The 25,526-nt window shown below is 65.4% G+C and carries 15 protein-coding genes; 6 read left to right on the top strand and 9 right to left on the bottom strand.

The features are described from left to right. The first annotated feature begins 35 nt into the window (after positions 1-35). The 5 genes from FDY95_RS03995 to FDY95_RS03975 all read left to right on the top strand — a co-directional run bounded on the left by FDY95_RS03995 (position 36) and on the right by FDY95_RS03975 (position 9,100). Positions 36-1,148: a T9SS type A sorting domain-containing protein gene (locus tag FDY95_RS03995; protein ID WP_138075406.1), complete on the top strand. Its 1,113-nt coding sequence runs from the start codon at positions 36-38 to the stop codon at positions 1,146-1,148. 90 nt (positions 1,149-1,238) lie between these two features. Beyond that, on the top strand, positions 1,239-2,726 hold the full coding sequence (locus tag FDY95_RS03990; protein ID WP_246073916.1) for a glycoside hydrolase family 30 protein: 1,488 nt from the start codon (positions 1,239-1,241) through the stop codon (positions 2,724-2,726). Positions 2,727-2,944: 218 nt separating this feature from the next. Continuing rightward, on the top strand, positions 2,945-4,930 hold the full coding sequence (locus tag FDY95_RS03985) for a sialate O-acetylesterase (RefSeq protein ID WP_246073915.1): 1,986 nt from the start codon (positions 2,945-2,947) through the stop codon (positions 4,928-4,930). Positions 4,931-5,281: 351 nt separating this feature from the next. Beyond that, a complete protein-coding gene (locus FDY95_RS03980) occupies positions 5,282-7,429 on the top strand; it encodes an RICIN domain-containing protein (RefSeq protein WP_138075404.1) in 2,148 nt (715 codons plus the stop codon). A gap of 147 nt (positions 7,430-7,576) precedes the next feature. Then, positions 7,577-9,100, top strand: a complete 1,524-nt coding sequence (locus FDY95_RS03975) for a glycoside hydrolase family 30 protein (protein WP_212744851.1) — start codon at positions 7,577-7,579, stop codon at positions 9,098-9,100. Between the two features lie 286 nt (positions 9,101-9,386). On the opposite strand, the gene FDY95_RS03970 is transcribed toward FDY95_RS03975, so the two are convergent. The 3 genes from FDY95_RS03970 to FDY95_RS03960 all read right to left on the bottom strand — a co-directional run bounded on the left by FDY95_RS03970 (position 9,387) and on the right by FDY95_RS03960 (position 13,140). After that, the gene (locus FDY95_RS03970; RefSeq protein ID WP_138075403.1) at positions 9,387-10,127 is read right to left on the bottom strand and encodes an SDR family NAD(P)-dependent oxidoreductase; all 741 of its coding nucleotides are present in this window, start codon (positions 10,125-10,127) and stop codon (positions 9,387-9,389) included. Between the two features lie 179 nt (positions 10,128-10,306). Continuing rightward, on the bottom strand, positions 10,307-11,635 hold the full coding sequence (locus FDY95_RS03965) for a family 1 glycosylhydrolase (protein ID WP_246073914.1): 1,329 nt from the start codon (positions 11,633-11,635) through the stop codon (positions 10,307-10,309). Positions 11,636-12,213: 578 nt separating this feature from the next. Then, positions 12,214-13,140 (bottom strand): pirin family protein, encoded by a 927-nt coding sequence (locus tag FDY95_RS03960; RefSeq protein WP_138075402.1) that lies wholly within the window; start codon positions 13,138-13,140, stop codon positions 12,214-12,216. Positions 13,141-13,629: 489 nt separating this feature from the next. On the opposite strand from FDY95_RS03960, the gene FDY95_RS03955 reads away from it, so the two are divergent. Continuing rightward, entirely contained in the window at positions 13,630-15,081 is a 1,452-nt protein-coding gene (locus FDY95_RS03955) for a carbohydrate-binding protein (protein WP_138075401.1), read from the top strand. Positions 15,082-15,278: 197 nt separating this feature from the next. Here FDY95_RS03955 and FDY95_RS03950 read toward each other — a convergent pair whose 3' ends face one another. From FDY95_RS03950 to FDY95_RS03925, 6 genes are all read right to left on the bottom strand, one after another. After that, positions 15,279-16,715 (bottom strand): family 43 glycosylhydrolase, encoded by a 1,437-nt coding sequence (locus FDY95_RS03950; protein ID WP_138075400.1) that lies wholly within the window; start codon positions 16,713-16,715, stop codon positions 15,279-15,281. A 129-nt stretch (positions 16,716-16,844) separates the two neighbouring features. After that, positions 16,845-18,416 carry a glycoside hydrolase family 43 protein gene (locus tag FDY95_RS03945; RefSeq protein WP_138075399.1) on the bottom strand — a complete coding sequence of 524 codons (1,572 nt, stop codon included), beginning with the start codon at positions 18,414-18,416 and terminating at the stop codon, positions 16,845-16,847. 248 nt (positions 18,417-18,664) lie between these two features. Next, complete coding sequence (locus FDY95_RS03940) at positions 18,665-19,621, bottom strand: glycoside hydrolase family 43 protein (RefSeq protein ID WP_138075398.1); 957 nt, start codon at positions 19,619-19,621, stop codon at positions 18,665-18,667. A gap of 19 nt (positions 19,622-19,640) precedes the next feature. Beyond that, positions 19,641-21,569, bottom strand: a complete 1,929-nt coding sequence (locus tag FDY95_RS03935; protein ID WP_138075397.1) for an alpha/beta hydrolase-fold protein — start codon at positions 21,567-21,569, stop codon at positions 19,641-19,643. A gap of 300 nt (positions 21,570-21,869) precedes the next feature. Beyond that, the gene (locus FDY95_RS03930) at positions 21,870-23,768 is read right to left on the bottom strand and encodes a glycoside hydrolase family 97 protein (protein ID WP_246073922.1); all 1,899 of its coding nucleotides are present in this window, start codon (positions 23,766-23,768) and stop codon (positions 21,870-21,872) included. Positions 23,769-23,808: 40 nt separating this feature from the next. Then, entirely contained in the window at positions 23,809-25,494 is a 1,686-nt protein-coding gene (locus tag FDY95_RS03925) for a glycoside hydrolase family 43 protein (RefSeq protein WP_138075395.1), read from the bottom strand. Positions 25,495-25,526 lie beyond the last annotated feature (32 nt).

Here is a 25,526-nt window from a genome sequence, read left to right as displayed (position 1 = left end):
ACCCCTGACTCAACCCTACACACCAACTCATTCCCATGAACAAATTTTCTACCCTCGCGGCTGCGGCCGTTTTCTCCCTCGGCGCCTTCAGCGCCCAGGCCCAGTTCACCGTCAACGGCGTGCTGGCCCCGGCCGAAATCGGGACCGGCGCGGGCAAGTACCAGCTGGTGGGCACCTACACCAACACGCACTCCGTGGCCGACCGCGGCCTGAAGCAGCTGTACGTGGGCACCACCGCCACCACTCTGAACGTGATGCTGGTGGCCTCGCCCGAGAAAACCGACTACAACGCCCTGGTCTTCTACCTGGACATGCCCAACAAGACGGGCATTGCGGCCGGCACCCGCCTGCCCGGCGGCGACGACACGTCCTCGCAGCTGCGCCACCGCCCCACGCTGGATTTTCAGGCCGACTACGGCTTCCGCATCACCGTGTCGCCGCTCTCCAACACCGGCACCTTCAACGTGTACCTGAGCAAGCTGGACTACACCGTGGCGCCCAACACCGCCGGCAAGTATCCCGACAAATACCTCGGCCCGACCGACAAAACCGGTGCCGTGCTGAGCGTGACGGACGCAACCACCAACATTGTGGGGGCCAAGTTTGCCTACCGCACCACCACCAGCGTGGCCGCCAACACCACCACCGGCTGGGAATTTGAACTTCCGCTGACGGCCCTGGGCGGCGCATCGGCCAACGACGTGATGAACATGATGGCCGGTTACGTGGGCGACAACGGCGACTTCTACTCCGACGTGCTGCCGCAGGTGGCCGGCCAAATCACCGACCTGGGCCTCGATCCGAACTTCTCGCTGATTGCCGGCCGCCAGAGCTTCGCCTACCAGGTGGGCAACGGGCCGCTGGCCAGCCGCGCCGCCACCGCCGCCGCGCTGAATCTGGAAGCTTACCCCAACCCCGTGACGGCCGCCAGCCAGCTGCGCTACGCCGTGGCCGGCAGCCCCCAGCCGGTGAGCGTGGAGGTCTACAACTCGCTGGGCCAGCAGGTGCTGCGCCTGCTCGACGCCGAGCAGCAGCCCGGCCAGCACGCCACTTCGCTGGCCCCGCTGCGCCAGCTGGCGGCCGGCAACTACCTGGTGAAACTGCGCGTGGGAACGCAGCTCACCAGCCGCCGCGTGGCCGTGCAGTAATGCCACCGCGGTAGGGCCGAACGACCGGGCGGCCGCCCGTGTTGCCCGGTCGTTCTTAGCCCGCTGTTTTCCGCTTTTTCCGTTCCTGAGATGATGAATGCCCGCATGTTTGCCCTGAACCCGAAGCGTCTGGCGCGTCTGGCCCTGTCGGGCCTGCTGCTGGCCGCCGTGGCCTGCCAGGAAAAGGACCCCCAGCCCAACGACCCGGGCACCGATCCGCCCGTAGTGCAGCCCAGCGGCCCCTCGCAGGTGGCGTTCTGGCTGACCAACGGCGACCGGTCGGCGCTGTTCCGCAAGCAGGCGACGCGGCTGAATTTCGCCCCGCTCACTAATCAGAATCCGACCATCGTCGTCGACACCACCCAGCAGTACCAGGGCATCGACGGCTTTGGCTTCACGCTGACGGGCGGCAGCGCCTACGTCATCAACCGCATGAGCAGCACGGCCCGCGCCGGCCTGCTGCGCGAGCTGTTTGCCGCCGACAGCACCTGGCTGGGCGTGAGCTACCTGCGCCTGAGCATCGGCGCCTCCGACCTGAGCGACCGGGTATTCACCTACAACGACCTGCCCGCCGGCCAGACCGACGAGCCGATGGCGCAGTTCAGCCTGCAGCCCGAGCGCGCCGACCTGCTGCCGGTGCTGCGCGAAATCCTGGCCATCAACCCCAACATCAAGCTGCTCGGCACGCCCTGGACGGCGCCGTCGTGGATGAAAACCAACGGCAGCCCCATCGGCGGCTCGCTGAAGTCGCAGTACTACGCCGCCTACGCCCGTTACTTCGTGAAGTACGTGCAGCAGATGCAGGCCGAAGGCGTGCGCCTCGACGCGGTGACGGTGCAAAACGAGCCGCTGAACCAGTACAACGAGCCGAGCATGACCATGACGGCCGCCCAGCAGGCCGAGTTCGTGCGGGATTACCTCGGGCCGGCGTTTCAAGCCAATAACCTCACCACCAAAATCATTGCCTACGACCACAACGCCGACGCGGCGGGCCTGACTTACGTCAACGCCGTGCTCGGCGACGCGGGCGCCCGCGCCTACCTCGACGGCTCGGCGTTTCACCTCTACGAGAACAGCAACATTACCAACCTCTCGGCGATTCACAACTCCTTCCCGCAGAAGAACGTGTACTTCACCGAGCAGTACGTCAACTCCACCGGTAGCTTCGCCGCCGACCTCAACTGGCACGTCAACAACCTGCTGATCGGGGCGCCGCGCAACTGGAGCCGCAACGTGCTGGAGTGGAACCTGGCCGCCAACGCCGGCAACGGCCCGCGCACCACCGGCGGCTGCAGCACCTGCCTGCCGGCCGTGACGGTGACGAGCGACAACGTGACGCGCAACCAGGCCTACTACATCATTGCCCACGCCAGCAAGTTTGTGCGCCCCGGCTCGGTGCGCATCGGCTCCAACACGCCCAGCGACCTGGCCAACGTGGCCTACAAAACGCCCGCCGGCAAGAAAGTGCTCATCGTGCTGAACACCAGCTCGGCCCCGCGCACCTTCAACATCGACTACCGCGGCAAGCAGATTGTCAGCGCGCTCAACGGCGGCTCGGTGGGTACCTACGTGTGGTAGGCTGAGGCGGCAGCCAGCCATCCGGCGGCCGGTTGCTTGCCTTGCCGTTGGATATCAGCGGCCCATTTATTGGCTGATTACGGCTGACGGCTTCCGCTAAAAAAACGCCCTGCTTTTCCGGAAGCGGGCCAACCCCAATCCTGCTGGTTCTGCTTTGCCGCGGCCTTTTTGGGCGCCGGCCCGCCCGGGGCATGTCTGCTCCGATCAACTTTCTGCCCGTGAAAACGCCGCTTCTTCCCGCCATTGCCGCGCTGGCCCTGGTGGCCAGTCTGCCCGCTTCCGCCGCCGTGCGGCTGCCCCGCCTCGTGGGCGACCATATGGTGCTGCAGCGCGGGCAGCCGCTGCCCCTCTGGGGCTGGGCCGATGCGGGCGAAGCCGTGACGGTGACCTGGCGCGGGCAGACCTACGCCGCCAAAACCGGCGGTCCGAACGGCCGCTGGACGGTGACGCTGCCCGCCACGCCCGCCGGCGGCCCCTACGAGCTGACGGTGCAGGGTCAGAACCAGCTCACCGTGCGCGACGTGCTGGTGGGCGACGTGTGGCTGGCCTCGGGCCAATCGAACATGGAGTGGCCGGTGCGCGACGCGCTGAACGCCCCGGCCGAAATAGCCGCCGCCAACTTCCCGCGCATCCGCCGCATCGACGTGCCCAACGAGGCCGCGCTGACCCCGCAACCCGACTTCGGTGGGGCGGGCTGGCAGCCGTGCACGCCCGAAACGGTGGGCAGTTTCTCGGCCGTGGCCTACTTCTTCGCCCGCGAGCTGCAGCAGCAGTACCAGGTGCCCATCGGCCTGATTACGGCCGAATGGGGCGGCACCCCGGCCGAGGCCTGGACCAGCGCCGAAAGTCTGCGCCGCCTGCCCGATTTTGCCGAGCGGGTAGGGGCGGTGCAGGCCCTGAAAGGCAGCATCCCCAGCCTGCAGGCCGATTTCGACGCCCGGACCAAGGCCTGGCAGGCCAGCCCCGCCGGCCAGGACCAGGGCTTGCAGGGCGGCCAGGCCCGCTGGGCCGACCCCGCCTTCGACGCGCAAACCTGGCCCACGATGACGCTGCCCGGCTATTGGGAAAGCCAGACCGAGGCCCTGCGCGACTTCGACGGCATCGTGTGGCTGCGGCGCGCGTTTACCCTCACGGCCGCCGACGCCGCCCAGCCCGCCACCGTGGGCCTGGCCCGCATCGACGACCGGGACTCCACTTGGGTGAACGGCGTGGCGGTGGGCGGCACCCGCGGCTACTATCCCCAGCGCCGCTACCCAGTGCCCGCCGGCCTGCTGCGCCCCGGCCGCAACGTGGTGACGGTGCGCGTGGTGGACGACGGCGGGGGCGGGGGCATCTGGGGCGCCGGCGCCGACATGTACCTGGCCCTGCCCACCCGCCGCCTCCCGCTCGACGGCCCCTGGCAGTACCACGTGGCCTACGAACCGGCCACCCAGCCCCGGGCGCCCTTCCCCGGCGGTCCGCAGATGACCCCGACGGTGCTCTTCAACGGTCTGATCAACCCGCTGGTACCCTACGCGCTGAAGGGCGTCATCTGGTACCAGGGCGAAACGAACGCGCCCCGCGCCGCGCAGTACCGCACGCTGTTTCCGGCGCTGATCCGGGACTGGCGCGCCCAGTGGCAGCGGCCCGAGCTGCCCTTCCTCTTCGTGCAGATTGCCGGCTACCAGCCCAACGGCAATCTGCCCGCCGAGTCGACCTTCTCGGAGCTGCGCGAGGCCCAGCAGCTGGTCCTGGCGCTGCCCGCCACCGGCATGGCCACCGCCATCGACGTGGGCGACTCCACCGACATTCACCCCCGCGACAAGCAGACGGTGGGCCGCCGCCTGGCCCTGCAGGCCCGCCGCGTGGCCTACGGCGAGGCCGGCACCGTGGCCAGCGGCCCGGTATTCGATAAGATGACCATCAGCGGCAACACCGTGCGGCTGACCTTCAAAAATGCCGGCCACGACTTGGTACTGAAAGACGCCGGCGGTCCTTACCTGAAAGGCTTCGCTCTGGCCGGGGCCGACCGCAGGTTCGTGTGGGCTCAGGGCGAGGTGCAGGGCAGCAGCATCGTGCTGCGCAGCCCCGCGGTGCCCAAGCCGGTGGCCGTGCGCTACGCCTGGGGCAACATGCCCTTCCTGAACCTCTACAACCGCGAAGGACTGCCCGCGCCACCCTTCCGCACCGACCAGTGGCCCGGCCTGACGACGGGCAAAAAGTAAGTCCGCCGGCCGCGTCGCTGGTTGAAGTAAACCAACTCAGCACGTCATGCTGAGCGGAGTCGAAGCATCTCTACCGCTTCGCCAGAAACTACTCAACGAAGCGGTAGAGATGCTTCGACAGGCTCAGCATGACGCCCAGGAAGACTTGAATAGCCCTTTAGACTCAGCCTACCCGCCTGCGAAACCAAAGACCCGCCGCCAAACCACACCTTTTTGACCTTCCCCTTAACCGCTTCCGCCTATTCCTGAATTCCGCCTGCTCTAAGCTCCTACGCCTATCCTGTTGCACGCTTCCGCTCTGCCTTTCCGCCCCGCTCGGGGGCATTTCCACAACCCCAACCCATTACGCGTATGCAACACGTTTCCCGCTTACTCATTGGTCTGCTCGCCGGCGGCGGGGCCCTGCACGCCCCCGCAGCGCTGGCCCAGACGGTGAACCTGTGGGTGACCACCGGTGACCAGACCAAGCTGCTGCAGCCGCAGACGGCGCTGAACTTCGTGCCGAGCACCGGCACGGCCACCACCACCATCACCATCGACGAGGCCACGACTTACCAGACCATCGACGGCTTCGGGGCTTCGATGACGGGCGCCTCGGCTTACCTGCTGAACCAGAAAATGTCGGCCGCCCAGCGTGATGCGCTGCTCAACGAGCTGTTCACCGGCGCAGGCATCCGGCTCGGCTTTCTGCGCCACAGCATGGGCGCCTCGGACTTCTCGGCCTACGGCAACTACACCTACGACGACAAGCCCACCGGCCAGACCGACCCCATGCTGGCCTCGTTCAACCTCGGCCAGGATCTGACCGACGTGGTGCCCATGCTGCAGGCGGCCCGCGCCAAGAACGGCAGCCTCAAAATCATGGGTACGCCCTGGACGGCCCCGACCTGGATGAAGGAGGTGAACACCCAGTGGAACGGGAGCTGGCTGAGCACCGCCTGGTACCAGACCTACGCCAACTACTTCGTGAAGTACGTGCAGGCCATGCAGGCGCAAGGGCTGCCGGTGTACGCCGTGACCCTGCAGAACGAGCCGCTCTACGCCGCGCCCTACGTGTCGATGCGCATGGACGCGGGTAACCAGGCGGCTTTCCTGAAGAACAACATCGGGCCGGCCTTCCAGGCGGCGGGGCTCACCACCAAGCTCATTGCCTACGACCACAACTGGGACCACCCGGAATACCCCAACGCCATCTTCGCCGACGCCGCGGCCGCGCAGTACGCCGCCGGCTCGGCCTTTCACGGCTACGGCGGCGCGGTGAGCGGGCAGACGACGACGCACAACGCTTACCCTAACAAGGACATCTGGTTTACCGAAATCAGTGGCTCGGTGGGCTCCAGCTTCGCGGGGGACTTGAAGTGGCACCTCTCGAACATCATCATCGGCACGACGCGCAACTGGGCCAAGTCGGCGCTGGAATGGAACCTGGCCCTGGACCAGAACAACGGCCCGACCAACGGCGGCTGCACCAACTGCCGCGGCGTGGTGACCATCAACAACGCGACCGGCGCCGTGACGCGCAACGTGGAATACTACGCCCTCGGGCACGCCAGCAAGTTTGTGGATGCCGGCGCGGTGCGCCTCAGCTCCAACACCGTGGCCGGCGGCATCGAAAACGTGGCCTTCCGCAACCCCGACGGCACCCGCGTGCTCATCGCGCTGAACAACAGCACCGCCGCCAAAACCTTCAAGCTGATCTGGGACGGGCAGTCGTTCATTTACACCCTGCCGGCCGGGGCCGCGGCCACCTACAAGTGGGACGGCAACGAGCCGCGCATCGGGCGACTCTACGAAATCAGCTCCAAGAACGGCGGCAAGGCCTTGGAAATAGCCGGCAGCTCAACCTCGAACGGCGGGCAGGCCCAGCAGAAAACCTGGACGGCGGCCAGCAACCAGAAGTGGAAGCTGGTGGACACCGGCAGCGGCTACGTGCGCGTGGTGAACCTGTTCAGCAACAAGTCGCTGGACATTGCCGGGCCTTCGACCTCGAACGGCGCGCTGGTGCAGCAGTGGGACTGGCTCAGCCAGGACGACCAGTACTGGCAGGTGCTCGGCAACGGCGACGGCACCTACCGCCTGCAGAGCAAGTATAGCGGCAAGGTGCTGGACGTGCAGGGCAACTCCACCGCCGACAACGCCCTGATTCAGCAGTGGGACTACACCGGTGGCAACAACCAGCGCTGGTGGTTCTCGGACCAGGGCGCTGTCACGCGCACGGCCCTGGCCACCGCCTCGCCCGAGGTGGACGCCCGCCTGGCCGTGTACCCCACGGTGGTGGGCGCGGAGCTGGCCTTCACCTACGCCGCCGACCGCAGCCAGGAACTGGCGGTGCAGCTGGTCGACGTGCTCGGTCGTAGCGTGGCGCAGCTGCCGCGCACGGCCCACGCCGGCCCCAATCAGTTCACGCTGGACGTGGCCGGGTTTCCGGCCGGCGTCTATACCTTGCGCGTAGCCACGCCCGATGGGCAACTGCAGCGCCGCGTCCTCATCAGCCGCTAATGTCCCCGACCTGCTCCTTATTCCGACCCTGAAGCCCAGCCCCGCTCCGCCGCCCCGGCGGGGTGGGGCTGTCTGGCTCCCGGACCAGCAGCCACCGGGCGGCAGCGGCGGCTCATCATTCCCAACCCAATTTCATTCCTTACGCTAATGCACACTGCCACCTCGACGTGGGCCGCCGGCCTGCTGCTCGGCGCGGCCCTGACGGCCGCCCCGGCCGCCTCGGCCCAGACCAAAACCAAAGTCAAAACCAAATCGGCCACGACGATGACCGCGCCGGCCGCAGCGCCGATTTCGTACTCCGCCGCCGGCAAGCAGGCGCAGGTGTACCTGACGGTGCAGGGCACGCCGAGCCGACTGGCCGCCACCGAGAAGCTGAGCTTCAGGGAAGTGGGCCAGCCGCTGGAAACCGATCCGACGGTGTTCATCGACCCCACGCACGCTTACCAGACCATCGTGGGCATCGGCGGGGCGCTGACGGACGCCTCGGCCGAAACTTTCGCCAAGCTGCCCAAGGCCCAGCAGCAGGAATTGCTGCGCGCCTATTACAGCCCCACGCAGGGCATTGGCTACACGCTGGCGCGCACCAACATCAACAGCTGCGACTTTTCGAGCGACACCTACACCTACGTGCAGGACGGGGACAAGGAGCTGAAAACCTTCAACATCCAGCACGACGAGAAGTACAAGATTCCCTTCATCAAGCAGGCCACGGCGGCGGCGGGCGGCACCTTGCCCTTGTACGTGAGCCCCTGGAGCCCGCCCGCCTGGATGAAGGACAACAACTCCATGCTGCAGGGCGGGCACCTGCGGCCCGAGTTCCGCCAAGCCTGGGCGAATTACTACGTCAAGTTCATCCAGACCTACGAGAAAATGGGCCTGCCCATCTGGGGCCTGACGGTGCAGAACGAGCCCATGGCCAAGCAGCGCTGGGAGTCGTGCATCTTCACCGCCGAAGAGGAGCGCGACTTCGTGAAGGGCTTTCTGGGGCCCACGCTGCAGAAAAGCGGCCTCGGCGACAAAAAGCTCATCGGCTGGGACCATAACCGCGACCTGGCCTTCCAGCGCGCCAGCACCCTCTTCGACGACCCCGAAGCCAGCAAATACTACTGGGGCCTGGGCTACCACTGGTACGAGACGTGGACCGGCTCCAGCATGCAGTTCGACAACCTGCGCCGCGTGCACGAAACTTACCCCGCGAAGAACCTCATCTTCACCGAAGGCTGCATCGAGAAGTTTGACCTCGGCAAGGTCAATGACTGGCAGCTGGGCGAGAAGTACGGCCACTCGCTCATCAACGACTTCAACGCCGGCACCGTGGCCTGGACCGACTGGAACGTGCTGCTCGACGAAACCGGCGGCCCCAACCACGTCGGCAACTTCTGCTACGCCCCGGTCATTGCCGACACCAAGGCCGGCAAGCTCATCTACACCAACATCTACTACTACCTCGGCCACTTCTCCAAGTTCGTGCGCCCCGGCGCCCGGCGCATTGCCACCGCCAGCAGCCGCGACGTGCTCCAAACCACCGCTTTCCGCAACACCGACGGCTCGGTAGCCGTGGTGGTGATGAACCAGACCGACAAGGAACTGCCCTTCCAGCTCTGGATCAAAGGCCAGGCCGCCGCGACGGTCAGCCCCGCCCACTCCATTGCCACCTACGTGCTGAACTAGCGGGGAAAGCAGCGGAATCAGAATGCCAGGTAGTGGAAAAAGGCCGTCATCCTGAGGCGTAGCCGAAGGACCTTCCTCGCACCCTGCACTAACTGAGAAGCGCAGCCGCCAACGCCCAATCGTAAGGGCTCGGTGGCTGCGCTTCTTGGTTTGTGTGCTGCTGTTCTGGCGCCAGGGTCTGCACTTCGTAGGTGGCGACGGTGCGGGGTGGGAGAAAGGTCCTTCGCTGCGCTCAGGATGACGTTCTGAATTTTCCGGCTAACCCCAAACGTAGCGCGTCCGGCCTCTACAGCCGATCCAGCCGGCCGCCGTCCACGCGGATTTCGGCGCCCTGCACGAAGGCGGCGTCGTCGGAGGCGAGGTAGGCTACGGTGGCGGCCACGTCCTCGGGGCGGCCCACGTCGGCTTTGTCGATGGTTTCCACCCCGCTTTTCACGTTGGGATTTTCCCAGAGCATGGGCGTATCGATGGCGCCCGGCATGACCACGTTGACGCGGATGCCCTTGGGCTTGCCTTCCAGCGCGGCCGAGCGGGTGAGCGAGTTTACGCCCGCCTTGGCCGCCGCGTAGGGCGCCACCAGCGGGCTGGTTTCGACGGCGTGAATGCTCGACACGTTGACGATGCTGCTGCCGCGCTTCATGTGCAGAAAGCCCTGCTTGATGAAGTAAAACGAGCCGAGCAAATCCACGCTCAGCACGCGCAGCCAGTCTTCGCCGCTGTACTGCTCCAGGGGCTTGAACAGCATCAGCCCGGCGTTGTTGACGATGACGTCGAGGCGGCCGAAACGCTCCAGCGTGCCCTGCACGGTGGCTTCCACCTGCGCCTCCACCGATACGTCGCACACGCTGGCCCAGACCTCGGGCGCGCCGGCTTTTTTCACCAGCTCGGCGCCTTCGGTCAGCTGCTTTTCGGTGCGCCCGACTAATACCACGCGCGCCCCTTCCGAGGCCAGCCGCTGCGAAATAGCCAGGCCAATCCCGCTGGCCCCGCCGGTAACGATGGCAACTTTATCCTGAAAACGAGTCATTCGGAGTTTATGAGTTAAGGAGGTTGTGAGTTAATTAGTTAGGGTCAGGAGTGGGTGAATCGGGCTGGCGAGTAGGACGTAAGGTTTGCGGAAAGGAGCAGCTGGTAAGCTTTGGCTGCCGCACGAAGCCTGCAACTCTTTAACTTACAACCTCCTCCACTCGCAAACTAACCGGCTCCTTAGCTCGGCGCGTTGGCGGCCACGGTGGTTTTGTCCTGCTGCTGAGCTTCGGCCTGGTCCTGCTTCTGCTGGGCCCATTCCTGGCTTGCGTCGTGGGGCATCACAATGGGCACCTGCAGGCACACGCTCTGGGCGGGCAGCACCTGGCGCCAGTCGTGGATGAGCTGCTTGTAGGCCGCGCCCACGGGCCGGATTTTGCGGTCCAGGTCGTAGAGGCCCAGCGGGTTCACGGTGCCGCGGTCCTCGCGCAGGGCCGAGTCCCAGTCGACTTGGTCGGTGAGCGAGTACCAGGTGAAGCCCACGATGGGCACCCCGTCGTTGCGCACGCGCAGCACGTTGGCCCATTCCTTCCAGAGCCAGTTCACGGCCTCGTCGCCGCAGGGGCCCTGCCAGAGGTTGGTTTCGGTGTGCATCACCGGCAGGTGGTACCGGTCGTGGTACTGGCGGGTGATGACGTGGTAGCCGAACACCTCGCCCGAGGCCGTGGTGCTGCCGTCGGCGCGCACGCGGTGCTCGTTGGTTTTGTAGTAGTCGTTGCCCATGATGCACTGGTGGCGGCGGTGGTTGCGCAGGAAGAAGTGGTATTCCTCGCGCGTCATGCCGTTGTCGAGCAGGTACTCGTACATCTCCGAGTCCACGCGCCGGCCGTAGTTGAGGTCCAGCGAGAGGAAGCGGCGGGCGTTCATCAGCTCGGCCGGCTTGATGGCCTGCGGGTTTTCGGCGTGGAAGTACTCCGACGACTCGCTCTGGATAAACAGCGCGTCGGGCCGGACCTCGCCGATGGCGTGCATGGCCAGCACGTTGGCCTTCACGATGTGCTTGAGCGCCGTCACGAAGCTTTGGTCGCTGCTCAACTGCTCGTTCCACCAGCCGTAAAGGGCCGAAAACTGCGCGCAGATGAACATTTCGTTGACCGGCGTGTAGAGCTGCACCCACGGAAACCGCTCGGCAAAGGCCCGGGCATAGTCGCCAAACAGGGCCGGGAAATTCGGGTTCTGGAAGTTGCCCAGCCAGTCGGGCAGGCCGAAGTGACATAGGTCCACGATGGGGGCGATGTTGCGGCGGCCCAGGTCGCGGAAGGTCAGGTCGGCGAAGGTCCAGTCGTACTTGCCCGGCCCCAGCCAGGTGGTATGGATCGGCGGGCCGTAGCGCAGGAAGTGGATGCCCAGCTCTTCGACGAGGTCGAAATCTTTCTGCCAGAACTCGTAGTGGCGGCACTTGGCCATTTCATCGATGCGCACCCGGCCGTTCTGAATGGTCGGGTTGCTGTTTTCGATGCCGGTGGCGAATAAAAACTGCGGAATCATGCGGCGGAGCGGCCCGGGCACGGCGGCGGAGGGGCCAGCGGCCGCGGGGCGCTGCTAAATACTCCGTTCCGCCGCGGCGCGTTGCGCTCTGTGGGTAAAGGCGCCCCGCATGATTAGAACGTCATTCAGAGCGTAGCGAAGAATATCGCGTGCCGACGGTAGGGGTGATAAACCGGAACGTCATGCTGAGCGCAGTCGAAGCATCTCTACCGCTTCGTTGAATCGTGCGGTAGAGATGCTTCGCGGGGCTCAGCATGACGTTCTTTCTTGGTCGTTCAACGAAGCACGCGAGATGTCTCGACTTCGCTCGACATGACGGCCTGGATGAGGTCGTTCTTACCGCGGCAGTTCTTTAGCCGGCGAAGCGCTCCAGCAGCCACATGAGCACCAGGGCAATGAGGACCACAATGACGACGTACTTGGTGTTGGCCGGCGGCAGCGTCCGGCGCGGACGGGTGGGGCGTTGCATGACGTTGGGGAGAGTGGAAGGGAAGATGCGGAACTATACGCAGAGGCCGGCCGCACCGCTCGTCAGGCGCAGCCGGCTCCAAAGTAGCAACGCCACCGCCGCGCCGAAAATTTCAACGACCATCCGGGCCTTACGATAGCGCCTGCGGGGGCGGGGCCGCGCCCCCGGTGCCGGCCGGGCGGGTGCGGTCCTCGGGCAGGGGCACAAACTCGGCGTTGTCGTTGGGCGGCAGCGCGATGCGCCCGGCTTGCCAGTCGGCCTTGGCCTGCTCGATGCGCTCCTTGCGCGAGGACACGAAATTCCACCAGATAAACCGCTCCCCCAGCGGCTCGCCGCCCAGCAGCATCAGCGTGCTGGCTTCCAGGGCCACGATAACCGGGTCGATGCCGGGCGTGAAGACCAGTAGCTGGCCGGGGCCGTAGCGGTGCCCGCCCACTTCCACCAGGCCCTTGGCCACGTAGGCGCCGCGCTCGGGGTAGCCGCGCGGGAGGCCGAATCGCGCCCCGGGCTGCAGCACTACGTGCAGGTAAAACAGCGGCGAATGGGTGCGCACGTCGTTATGGAGGCCGTAGGCGTCGCCAGCAATCAGGCGCATCCACACGCCGGTATCGGTGAAAATGGGCAGCTCCTGGGGCTGGTAGTTCACGAAGCTCGGCGCGTTTTCCTCGGCCGCTTCGGGCAGTGCCACCCAGGTCTGAATCATTTCCAGCTGCCCGCCGGCCAGCGTGGCCGGGTCCTCGAACCGCTCGGAGTGCGCAATGCCGCTGCCGGCCGTCATCCAGTTCACTTCGCCGGGCCGGATGATCTGCTCCACGCCCAGGCTGTCGCGGTGCGTGACCTGCCCGCCGAACAGGTAGCTGACGGTGGAGAGGCCGATGTGGGGGTGGGGCAGCACGTCGAGGTTGTGTACCTGCTCGGGCGCTACCTGCACCGGCCCGGCGTGGTCCATGAAAATGAAGGGCCCGAGCATGCGACGCAGGCGGTAGGGCAGGATGCGCCGCACGTTGAAGCCGGCGCTGAGCGCCGCCGGGCGGGCGTCGATGACGAGGTCGAGCATGAGTAGGAGGGGGCTAGGCGTGAGAGGCAGGAAGGGAAAGGGGCCGTCCGGCCCAGTTATTACCGCCGAGTGAGTGGCTGGTTTGGCATGGCGTGGGTTTCCGCCGGGGTACCAGGTATAGCAGGGGGTAGGCGGAGCCCGGCCAGTGACCAGTCGGGAGGGCGAATAAGTGAAAAAAGTAGCCGGCTCGGTAGCGTTTTTCAGGTGTTTTTTATCCGCACGCGGCGCCGGCTGGCTACTGTACGGCGGCTGGTTGCGCGGCCTTTCCGCGTGTGTGCTAAGTGTACGCCACACGGGGCAGCAAGCGTACAACGGCCGTGTTTTGGCTTCAGACGCAGGGTTTTGGTGCTTGCATTTTAGCCCGGCAAGTATAAATATTAGGGTATTGCCGCCGCGGATCAGCCCCCTGAGCATCCGCCGCCCGGCTCCTGGCGCAAGCAGGTAGTGCCCCTCCGACCCCGACCCAACCATTCCCAACCCAAACACCTTATGAAAAACCTGTTTACCTCCCTGCTGGGCGCGGGGGCTGCGGCCTTGTTGTGCCTGGCCGCGCCCACCCACGCCCAGGCCCAAACCTACCAGCTCGTCTGGGCCGACGAGTTCAACGGCAGCATCAGCCCCGATTGGGTGTTCGAAACCGGCGGCGGCGGCTGGGGCAACAACGAGCGGCAGTACTACCAGCGCGCCAACGCCACCGTGACGAGCACGGAATTGCAGATAACGGCCCGCAAGCAGAGCGTGGGCGGCATGCCCTACACCTCGGCCCGCATGAAAACCCAGGGCACCCGGCAGTTTACCTACGGCAAGATCGAGGCGCGCATGAAGCTGCCGCTGGGCCAGGGACTATGGCCCGCGTTCTGGATGCTGGGGGCCAACATCGGCTCGGTGGGCTGGCCGGCCTGCGGCGAAATCGACGTGATGGAGCACATCAACAGCGAAAACAAGGTGTACGGCACCGTGCACTGGGACAGCAACGGCCACGCCGAGTACGGCGGCAACGTCATCACCTCCCCCGAGGCCTACCACGTGTACTCGGTGGAGTGGGACGCCAGCTACATCCGCTGGTTTGTCGACGGGGCCAAGTACCACGAAATTCTGATTCAGGGCGGCACGGGCAGCACCGAGGAGTTTCAGCGGCCCTTCTTCCTGCTGCTGAACCTGGCCGTGGCCGGCAACTGGCCCGGGCAGACGGTGGACGAAGGCAAGCTGCCCGCCACCATGTCCGTCGATTACGTGCGGGTGTACCAGAAAACCAGCACGCCGCCCAGCTCCACCACCATTCAGGCCGAAAGCTACTCGGCCATGAACGGCGTGCAGGTGGAAGCCTGCTCCGAAGGCGGGCAGAACGTGGGCTACGTGGATGCCGGCGACTGGCTGGCCTACAACAACGTGAACTTCCCGACCTCGGGCAGCTACACCATCGAGTACCGGGTGGCCAGCCCCTCTGGCGGCACCCTCTCGTCGGATTTGAACGCGGGCTCGATTCAGCTGGGCAACACGGCGGTGCCGGCCACCGGCGGCTGGCAGAACTGGACGACGGTGTCGCGCACGGTCAACGTCAACGCGGGTACGTACAATTTCGGCGTGTTTGCCCAGACCGGCGGCTGGAACCTTAACTGGATTCGCATCACCCGCAACGCCGCTGCCCGCGAAACGGCCGGTGCTTCCGCTACGGCTGCTCCTAACCGCCTGGATGAAAAAGCCGCCCCGCTGGAGCTGTACCCCAACCCGGTGCAAGGCGTGCTGAACGTGCGGCTGACCACCGGGCAGCCGCAGCAGCTGACGGTGACCAACCTGCTCGGCCGCACGGTGCTGCGCCAGGCACACGCCGGCACCCAGCCCGCCGCGCAGCTCGACGTGACGACGTTGCCCAAGGGCGTATACCTGCTGAGCGTGGAAACCGCCGGGCACGTGCAGACGCAGCGTTTCGTGAAGGAGTAAGCCGGGTACAAGCCTCAAAACGGCAAACGAAACGCCCGGTACGCGTTGCTGAGTCCGGCTCAGCGCCGCGTACCGGGCGTTTCGTTATTCCAGGAATCAGGCGGCCGTCGAAGCCTGGTCTGAGAAAGTGTGGGACGGCCCGTAAACGGCGGCCGTCAAAGTCGGCGGCCCGTCGTTTACGGGCATGCTTTCGAGCTTTATTCAAACCGGATCCAGTCGATTTCGACTGGCGCGGCCGTCCGGGACTGCACGACCAGGGGGTGGGTGCCGGGCCGAAACGCTGCCAGGGACACCCGCACTTCCCGCCAGCCGCTGGTTTTCGGTACGCTGACTTGCGCCAGCACCGGGCCGGTGGCCGCGTCGGCCCGCACCTGCACCGTGGCGCCGGCCGGTGCCGCTACGCGCAGCGTGATGGTCTTTAGCGGCTGCTGGCCGAAGGCCACGCCGTTGTACTGCACCCAGCCCTGCGGCCCCGACAGCACGGTTTTCCAGCCCTGAAACGGGTTGGCGGTATCCAGCAAGGCAATGGCCGCGCCTTGGGGGCTGAGGCGGCTGTAGCGGTCAAGCTGAATGCGCTGCCGGGCGTCGGTTAGGCCCACGCCACGCAGGGTGGGAGTGACTTTGCGGATGCGGCCATCGGGCTCGAAAAATAGGCTGTCCAGGCGAATGGAGCGGTTTTTATCGAAACGGGGCGAGAGGTCGTTGTGGTGGTAGAACAGGTACCACTGGTTTTTGAATTGCAGCAGGGAGTGGTGGTTGGTCCAGCAGCCGGTCGGCGACTCATCCATGATAACGCCCCGCACCTTGAACGGCCCCAGCGGCGAGGTGCTGGTGGCGTATTCCAACCGCTCGGTTTGGTGCTCCACGTGCGGGTAGGTGAGGTAGTACACGCCGTTGCGCTCAAACAGAAAGGGGCCTTCCTTGAGGCCTTTGGTCGGCAACTCGCCGAGGGTTTTGGGTTCTTCAGCCAGCTCCAGCATGTTGTCTTTCAGCTTGGCTCCGTAGATGTGGCCCTGCGACCAGTACAGGTAGGCCTGCCCGTCCCGGTCGATAAACACGTTGGGGTCGATGCCGCGCACGCCCCGGATGGGCTGCGGCTGCGGCACGAACGGGCCGGTGGGCTTATCAGCGACAGCTACCCCGATGGTGAAGCCGCGGCCGTTAAGCGTCGTGTCCTGGGGCGTGGTGGGGAAGTAGAAGTAGTATTTGCCGTTGCGCTGGATGCAGTCGGGGGCCCACATGCTGTAGCTGTCGGGCTTCACCCAGGGTACCTTGTTCTGCGTCACGATGACGCCGTGGTCGGTCCAGTCGGTGAGGTTGGCGGAGGAAAATACGTGGTAGTCTTCCATGCAAAACCAGCCGATGCGCCCGCGCCCCGGCCCGCAGGGAATGTCGTGCGACGGGTACACGTACACCCGGCCCTCGAACACCCGCGCCGTGGGGTCGGCGGTGAACTGGCTGGTGATGAACGGGTTTTGGGCCGTGGCGGCAGTGGTGAGTAGCAGCAGGATGCTTAGCAGGCAGAGCGCCTCACCCCCCGGTCCCCGCTCTGAAAAGGAGCGCAGGAGCCGGACGACGGCACGGTGGCGACCTGTAAGCAGTAAATTCTGCCGCCAGCGGCGAAAGTTGCGCATTGTCATTGGGCTGGTGGAAGCTGGTAGAAGAACTGTTTTGCCTGTCATGTCTCGCCTTCGCTCGACATGACGGTCCGGGTGCTTTGCTTTTCGGGAATGAGCAGATGACTACCTGCCGCCAGACGTTCTTTATTTCAGCTTGTCCTCGATGCGGAAATAGTCGAAATCGGCGTAGCCGCCGGGGTGCTGGGTGGCGTAGGTGAACAGCCCGAACCGGTAGCCCATGAAGTGCGGCAGCGTGTAGGCCATCTTCAGCGGCGCGCCGATGGGCTGCCAGGTCTTGCCGTCGAGGCTGTAGAAGAAGGTGGCCACGTCCCGGCGGTCCGTGAAGTCGCAGGTGGCTTTGAAGTACACGGTGTTCTGCACCAACGGAATGCGCTGCAGCTCCACCGGCTTTTCCGATTCGGCGCTGACCATCACGATGAAGCGCTGCCCGCCCCGCTGCGTCACGCCCACCAGCCCATAGCGCCGCTGCAGCAGGGCCAGGCCGGCCACGTCGCCGTCCTGCAGGTGCGACACATCGAGGGCGGTGCGGCCGGCGCAGGTGGGGCCGATGGTACGCTGGGTGAGGGTGTTGCGGGCCCGCAGGAAGGTGGTGTCCACGCGGTCGGTGCGCAGGCGCAGGTAGCCGGGCCGCTCCGTCACCGACCACAGCTCGCGGGCCGGGTTGTGGTTCCACTGCCATACCAGCGGCAGCCGGGCTTCCCCCTTGCGCCGGCTGAACTCGTCGGAGGCCACCACGCCGGGAATCAGGGGCTTATTGGCGGGCAGCGCCAGCGCGGCGGGCACTTTGCCGGCCGGGTCGCCCAGCACGGGCCAGCCATCCTGCCAGCGCACGGGCACCAGGTACGGGATGCGGCCCACGGCGCCGAAGTCGCGGAACAGGTAGGCAAACCAGCGGCCGTCGGGCGTGTCGATGAGGCCGCCCTGGGCCACGCCCAGATCCTGCAGGGCCACGCGGCCTTCGTAGGGGCCGGTAAGCTGGTCGGCGCGGTGCACCAGCACCGTGCGCATGCCGTCCTTGGGCCACACGATGTTGAAGAGATAGTACTTGCCGTTGATTTTGAAGAGCTGCGAGCCTTCCGCCGGCAGGTTGATGTTGGGCCCGGCCGGGGCGCTGGCGTTGGCTATGAGCACCTGCTCGGGGGCGCCGGGCTGCACGCCGGCAGCGTCGGCGGTCAACTCGACCAGCCGGATTTTGCCGCTGCCGTACACGAGGTACACGCGGCCGTCGTCGTCGAAAAACAGGGAGTGGTCGTGGTAGCTGGGCCGGAACGCCGCCCGTTTCCAGGGGCCTTTCTCGATGTCGCGGGTGGAGTAAACGTAGGTTTGGCCGGTCGTCTGGGCGAAGGTCGTGACGTAGTAGGTGCCGCGGTGCAGGCGCAGGCTGCTGGCCCAGGAGCCGCGCCCGTAGGTGCTCTGGCCATTCGTCAGATTCAGCGCGTCCACGTTGGCCAGCGTGTCGTAGGCGTAGCCGACCAGCTGCCAGTTCACCAGGTCCATCGATTTCATAATCGGCACGCCCGGACTCAGGTGCATGGTGGTGCTGCTCATGTAGTAGGTGCGGCCCACCCGGATCAGGGCCATATCCGGCACGTCGGCGAAGATGACGGGGTTCTGCGCCGGCTTGCTTTGCCCGAATGCACGGGCGCCGCTGAGCAGCCCGAGCAGCAGCAGGATGATCGAAACGACGTGTTTCATGGAAAGCAGGGAAAGAATGGACGAAATCATCAGCCCGGCATGTCGAGCGAAAGACAGCTCACGGGCTGATGCCGGATAGCACCCGTTTCGCGCAACGAGCAGATTACCACGCGAGCGAGATGTCTTTCGCTCGACATGACGTTCTTAAGGTAGCCGCGCCAGGTCAGCACGCGAGATGCTTGCCTACGGCGACCTTCGGTTCGGCTTCGCCTCTGCATGACGGACGGAGTTGGACGGTTGAAGCGCCGTCATTTCACCGGGGCCACGCCCTGGGTGGTCTGCACGATGGGCTGAATGGTGCCGTCGGGGTTGTAGCGCAGGATGTCCACGCAGATGGAGCGGCGGTAGCTGCCGCCGGTGGGCAGGGCGCCGTTGTGATAGAAAAAGTAGCTCTGGCCTTTGTAGTCGATGATGCCCGGATGGGTAGTGAAGCTGTTGGGCACGTTCGGCTGAATGATGCCCCGGTAGGTCCAGGGCCCGGTGGCGCTGGGAGCGGTGCAGTACTCAATCATTTCGGGCTTGGTGCCTTTGCCGGCGTACACCAGGTAGTACACCTTGTTGCGCTTGTACACCCACGGCCCCTCCATGTAGCCAGTGGGCGTGAAGACGTTGATGGGGCCGGCCAACTCGGTCAGGTTGTCCTTGAGCTTCACCCAGCGGCAGCTGCCGTTGCCCCAGTACAGGTAGGCCTGCTGGTCGTCGTCGATAAATACCGTGGGGTCGATGTCGTCCCAGGCGTGGGGCTGGTCCCGGGTCATTTCATTGACGATGAGCGCCCGGCCGATGGCGTCGCGAAACGGCCCCGTCGGGCGGTCCGACACCGCCACGCCGATGGCCGCCCCGCCCTGGCTGTGCTCGTCCTTCTTGTGAAAGGTCGACACGAACCAGTAGAACTTGCCCCGGTGGTACACGCACTGGGCCGCGTAGGCGTCGCCGGTGGCCCAGGCGAAGGTGCGCGGCGAGAGTCGCCGGCCGTAGGACTGCCAGTGCACCATGTCGGTGGTGGAGTAGATGCGCCAGTCGGGCATCTTGTAGTTGGTTTCCTGCGTCGAGGCCGTGTCGTGGCCGGTATACAGAAACAGCGTGTCGTGGTACACGAGCGGGGCCGGGTCGGCCGTAAACGCGTCGCGCAGTATCGGGTTTTGGGCTTGCAGGCCGAGGCTGGCCAGCAGGCCGAGCAGCAGCAGGAGCAGAGCTTTTTTCATACGGGGAGAATGGGGCAGCCTAGAACAGCTGCTGGGCAAACTGGTACAAGTCGTGGCGCCACACGGGCCAGGTGTGGCCGCCGGGGTACTCGCTGTAGGCGTAGCGGATGCCAAGCCCGTCGAAGCGGGCACGCATGGCCTTGTTGTTGGCGTAGGCAATGTCTTCGGGCCCGCCCATCGACAGCCACAGCTGCCGCAGGTTGGCGTTGATGGTAGTGGCATTGGCCTGCATGAAGGCGTACTGTGGGTCCGAAAGCTGCGGGTTGTTGGCAAAAAAGCCGGAGCTGAACACGCCCAGGTATTGGAACATGTCGGTGTTGCGCACGCCGGCGTAAAGCGTCTGCAGCCCGCCCATCGAGAGGCCGGCCAGGGCGCGGTTGGGGGCGCCGGGGGCCGTGCGGTAGCTGCTTTCCACCAGCGGCAGCACCACCTGCTTCAGCTCGTCCTCGAAGCGTTTCAGCGTAGCCTCCCCGAAGCCCGCCAGCCCGCCGGGCCCGCCTAGGTTGCCGTCGAGCATGACGACGAGCATGGGCTTGGCTTTTTTCTCGGCCAGCAGGTTGTCGAGGATCAGGTCTGCTTTGCCCTGCCGGGCCCAGCCGGTTTCGTCTTCGCCGCCGCCGTGCAGCAGGTACAGCACCGGATACTTGGTGGCGGCGTTGGCGTCGTAGCCCGGCGGGGTGTACACGAAAAACCGGCGCCACGAATTGGTGACTTTGGAGTAGAACCGCCGCTCGCGCACCTCGCCGTGGGGCACGTCGCGCAGGGCGTAGAAGTCCGTGCCGCGGCCGGGCACCTCCAGGCCGCTGGCCATGCGCCCCATGCCGTAGAAGGTGTCGCTGGCGGGGTCGGCAATGGGCAGGCCATCGAGGATAAGCGAATAGTAGTGCAGGCCGGGGCTGAGCACGTCGGTGGTGGCCGTCCAGGTACCGGTGCTGTCCTTGACCATATCGTATTTGCGGCCCAGGTCCAGCTGCACGCGCTGCACGCCGGGGGCTTTCAGGCGAAACACGGCCCGGTTGTCGGGCAGCAGCTGCGGGTACTTGGCGTTGCGCACGTTGGTGGCGGCCGGCGTACCCAGCACGGTGTAGCGGGGCAGGGCGGCCACGTCCACGGGCTTGAACAGCTGCTGCGCGAACATGTAGAGCCCATTTTTCCAGACCTTAAAGTCGTGGCCACCGGGCTCCAGGTAGTACACGTGGGGCACGCCGCGCTGGTAGAGGTAGTCGTGGGTGCGCTGGCTGACGGGCAGCAGGTTGTCGGCGTCGCCGCAGGAAATCCAGAGCAGCTTGAGGAGCTTCTTCGCCTTCTCAGGGTCGGGTACCAGCTCTTCGGGCTTGCGGGTATTGGGCGCCGAGGAAAAGCCGCCTACCCAGGCAAACTGCTCCATGTGACCCAGCCCGAAGTTCAACGACTGCCCGCCGCCCATCGACAGCCCGGCCACGGCCCGGTTTTCGCGCGTTTTCAGCGCAGGGTAGTGCCGCTGCACGTAGGGAATCAGGTCGGTGAGCAAATCCTGCTCGAAGGTGCCGAAGGCGGCCACCTTGTCGGGGCTGAAGATGTTGCCCACGGCCCGGTCGTCCTGCATGGCGCGGCCGTTGGGCATCACCACCAGCATGGGTTGCAGCTTGCCCTCCGCGTAGAGGTTGTCGAGAATCACCTGCGGCCGGCTGCCTTTCAGCCACTCCTTTTCGTCGCCGCCGATGCCGTGCAGCAGATAGAGCACCGGGTACTTCTTCTTTTTAGAATACCCCGGCGGCGTGTACACCAGCGCCCGGCGCACCGTGCCCACCGTTTTGGAGGCGTAGCTGATGGTATCGATGCGGCCCGTGGCAATACCTGGCCGGGGCTGGTCGAAGCCCTTGGGGGCTTCTATGGGCACTTTTTGCGCCAGGCTGGGGCTGGCGCCGAGCAGAACGGCACCTAGCGCGAGGAGTAAAGCGTGTTTCATTCGGATGGAAAAGGATGCGGCGGTAGGCAGGAGGCAAGGGAGCGGAAAAGGCCGTCATGCTGAGCTTGTCGAAGCATCTCTACCTCTTCATCGCGCCTCACCCCCGGCCCCCTCGCCGAAAAGGAGAGGAGAGCCTGACGAAGTGGAAGCAGGTTTCAAATAGGCTCAGGTGGCCTTTTTCAGCCTGGGTTGCTGATTCACTGGTCGTATTTAGCCAGCGGAATCAGCAGACCTAAAAAATTCTGGCTCCCCCTCTCCTTTTTCGGCGAGGGGGCGGGGGGGAGGCGCAACAGCTGGGCGTCAGGGCCGCACCACGAAGCCACCGCGCGCGGGCAGCGTCAGATTCAGCGTCTTGCCCGTCGCGGCTTGGGTGCGGAAGCTGCGGTTGGTGTCCCCGTCGGTGATGACGGTGCCGGCCGAGAGGCCCAGCTTGCCCAGGTCCAGTTGCAGGGTTTTGGGCTGGTCGGTGCCGTTGATGCCGGCCAGGTACCAGCGGCCGTCGGGGGCCTGGCGGGCCAGCACGGCGTACCCGCCGGGGAAGCCGTCGAGGTACTTCACATCGGCCCAGCGCGGCGGCAGGCTGCGCATGAAGTCCTGCACGTAGGCGGGCTGGGCGGCCATGCCCTCGGTCGTTTCGGCGTAGTGCTGGATACCCGACTGGAACAGCACCGCCAGGGCCAGCTCAAAGGCGTTGGAAGTGCGGCGCTGCTTGCCCCGGATTTCCGAAAACGCCACCGGCGTGAAGTCCATCGGGCCCACCGCGTTGCGGGTAAAGGGCAGAGTGGCGCAGTGCGTGGCTTCCTGGTCGGTGTTGCGCTGGTCAAAGGTCAGAAACTCGAAGCCCTTCACCGCCTCCATCGTCATCAGGTTGGGGTAGGTGCGGTTCCAGCCGCGCGGCAGGGTGGCGCCGTGGAAGTTCACCAGCAGCCCGACCTGGGCCGCGTCCACCAGCAAATCCTGGTAGTAGTTCATAAACGACTGCCCGTCGCCGCCGAAAAAGTCGATTTTCACCCCGGCCACGCCCATCTGCTTGATGCGGGCAAACTCGCGGCGCCGGCTTTCGGGCTCAAACAGCACGTTGGTGGGCGTCTGCGGGGCCTGGTTCCAGCTCCCGTTCGAGTTGTACCACACCAGCAGCCCCACGTTCTTGCTACGGGCGTACTGAGCCAGCTCCTGCACCTTGTCGTAGCCGATCTGCTTGTCCCAGAGCGCATCCACCAGGCAGTACTGCCAGCGCATATCGGCCGCGTAGTCGATAAAGCGGCGCTGCACGTCGTAGGTGGTGTTCTGGTCGCCCATCAGCACCCACGACCACGACGATTTGCCCGGCGCATTGGGCAGCACGGGCGTCTGGGTCGGCGCGCTCAGGTCGGTGGTCAAAGTCGATTCCACGATGGGAGCCAGGGACTTGCCCAGCACCAGCACGCGCCAGGGTGTGCGCCAGGGTAACGGGCTTTCGGGCAGCAAAGCCGCTTCGGGCGTGGTTTTTTCGGGCGCCTGCGGAAAGGCCACCTGGTACTCGCCGCCCGCCGATTCGTGGGCCAGGTGGGCGCCGCAGTAGGTGCGGCCCATGCCGGCCTCGGTCAGCAGCAGCCAGTGCCCATCGGTCTGAAACAAGGCCGGAAACGACCAGCCCTGGCCCAGCGGCGAAGGCGTGCCGACTGCAATTCCGCGCTGGTAATTCTCCTCGTACGAGGGCTGGGTGTTGGCAAAACCGGTCTGGGCCTTGGCGTGCGGGTGCAGCCAGCCCTTGGCCCCGCCCGGCAGCCGAAACGTGGTGGCTTCCTGCGTGATGCGCTGCACGTCTTTGGCCGGGCCTTCGATGAGGTACTGAAACGCCACCCCGTCGTCGGACACCTGGAAGATGACGCTGAGCTGCGGCCCGCCGGCCGCGCCCGCGAAGTGCAGCACGCGCCGGGTGGCCCGGTAGCGGCAGTGGGCGCGCTTGTCGGTGTTGAGCTGGTAGTCGTCGGCGACGGTGCTGGGCTTATCGGCCTGGGTCAGGCGCAGGCCTTGGCTGAGGTCGGCGCCGGCCAGCTTCAGACCCAGGCGCGAGGGTTGCAGCAGCTCCGTCTGGCCGTAGCGCACGGCGTAAGTAGGCTGGCCCTGGGCGGTCAGGTCCACCGTCACGCGCACGGCCCCGTCGGGGCTATTTATCTGAACGGGCTGGGCGGCCCGGGCGGCGCCGAGGGGTAACACGAGCAAGGTGATTAGGCTAAAATAACGCATACGGCGGGGCTTATTTGCGGTACATCGGGTCGTTACCCGCGTATTTCAGCCACTTGAAGGCGGCCGTGTTGGTCGTGGGCTGGCCCGCCGAGGTGCCGTACATGCCCAGCACGCAGCCGATAAAGCCGCCCGCCGTCTGGGTGCTCAGGAAGCGCGCGTCCACCTGGTCCTGGAGCGTCTGCCACTTCTTGCCGTCCTCCGAGAACTGGAAACCGTACTTGTCGCCCGCGAAGCTGACCCGCAGCCCCAGCTTGCCGCCGGCCGCTTTCAGCGGGGCCTGGGCCAGCTTCTCGGTTTTGTTGACCTCGGCGGTGCTTTTCAGCAGCTGCACCACCGGCTTGCCGTCGGCCACCGATTTGCAGAGGTAGTAGAAGTGCTTTTCGTCCTGAAACACCACCAAGCCCGCCGATTCGTTGGCCGCTTTGGCCGCGAAGTTCAGCTCGGTTTCGGTGCTGCCGTACATGTGCTGCTGCCGCTTGCCGATAAAGGCCGGGTTGCCCGTTTCGGCCACGGTTTCGGGCTTGAGCTTCAGCGTAAGGCCGTTGGCCTTGCTCAGCGAGAAGCTGCTGCTGTCCACGGTGCGCATGAAGAGCAGGGCCGGATCGAGCTGCTTCTCGAAGGTGAGGGTGTAGCCGAAGTTGCCGCTCTGCGGCCGGGCGCCGGGCTGCTTCACCTCCGGAAATTTTGCCGGGTAGCTGTACTGCACGCCATTGGGACCCGGCACCGTCACCGGCCACTCGTCTTTCCACTCCACGGGCACGATAAACGTCTCGCGGCCGGTGTTGTAGTGGTTGCCCTCGTAGGGGCGCACGGCCAGGAAGATGGCGTAGGTCTTGCCGTCGGGCCCGTCCACGAACTGCGCGTGCCCGGCCGAGGTAATCGGGTCTTTGCGGTCCTGGGGCAGCTCCCGCTGCGAGAGAATCGGGTTTTTCTCGTAGGGCACGAATGGCCCCCAGGCCGATTTGCCCCGGAACACTACTTCGGTGTGGTTCACAGAGGTGCCGCCTTCGGCCGCGTACAGGTAGTACCAGCTGCCGCGCTTCATCAGGTGCGGCCCTTCGATCCAGACGGGCTTTTTGCTCAGGTCCACCCCGCCGTTGACCACGATTTTGGCCTCGCCCACGGTCTGCAGCTTCACCGGGTCCAGCTCGATGATTTTGATGGAGCGGTGGCCGGAGTACAGCGGCTTGTTGTCGGGCGGGTCGCTGTTGTAGATGACGTAGGCCTTGTCGCCCTCGAAAAACAGCGAGGGGTCGATGCCGCGTACCTCGGGCAAGAATACCGGGTCGCTCCAGGGGCCGGCGGGGTTTTTGGCCGTCACCACGAAGTTGCCCTTGTGGTCGATCTGGGTGCAGGTGACGTAGTAGGTGCCGTTGTTGTGCTCGATGGCCGGCGCAAACAGTCCGCGCGTCATCCGGTCGCCCAGGAAGTTCATCTGCGTGGGCCGGCTGATGACGTTGCCGATCTGCTGCCAGTTCTTCAGGTCCTTGCTGTGAAAAACCGGGATGCCGGGAAAGTAGGAAAACGTGGAGTTGACTAGGTAGTAATCCGTCCCGACGCGAATCACGCTAGGGTCTGGGTAGAAGCCAGATAGGATCGGGTTTGTCAACACAATCGATTGTGCAAATAAAGCCGAATTTAGGAGCAGCAGGGCCGTTAAAGAACCAAGGAATCGTCTCAGTCGCGGTAGGAGCATGGGCTGGGGCGGAAAGGGTTGGGGTGGTTGGA

The organism is Hymenobacter jeollabukensis, from assembly GCF_005771675.1.
Lineage (GTDB): Bacteria > Bacteroidota > Bacteroidia > Cytophagales > Hymenobacteraceae > Solirubrum > Solirubrum jeollabukense.
The sequence above is the reverse complement of the archived record's forward strand: the minus strand, read 5'-3'. Positions and strand labels throughout refer to the sequence as shown.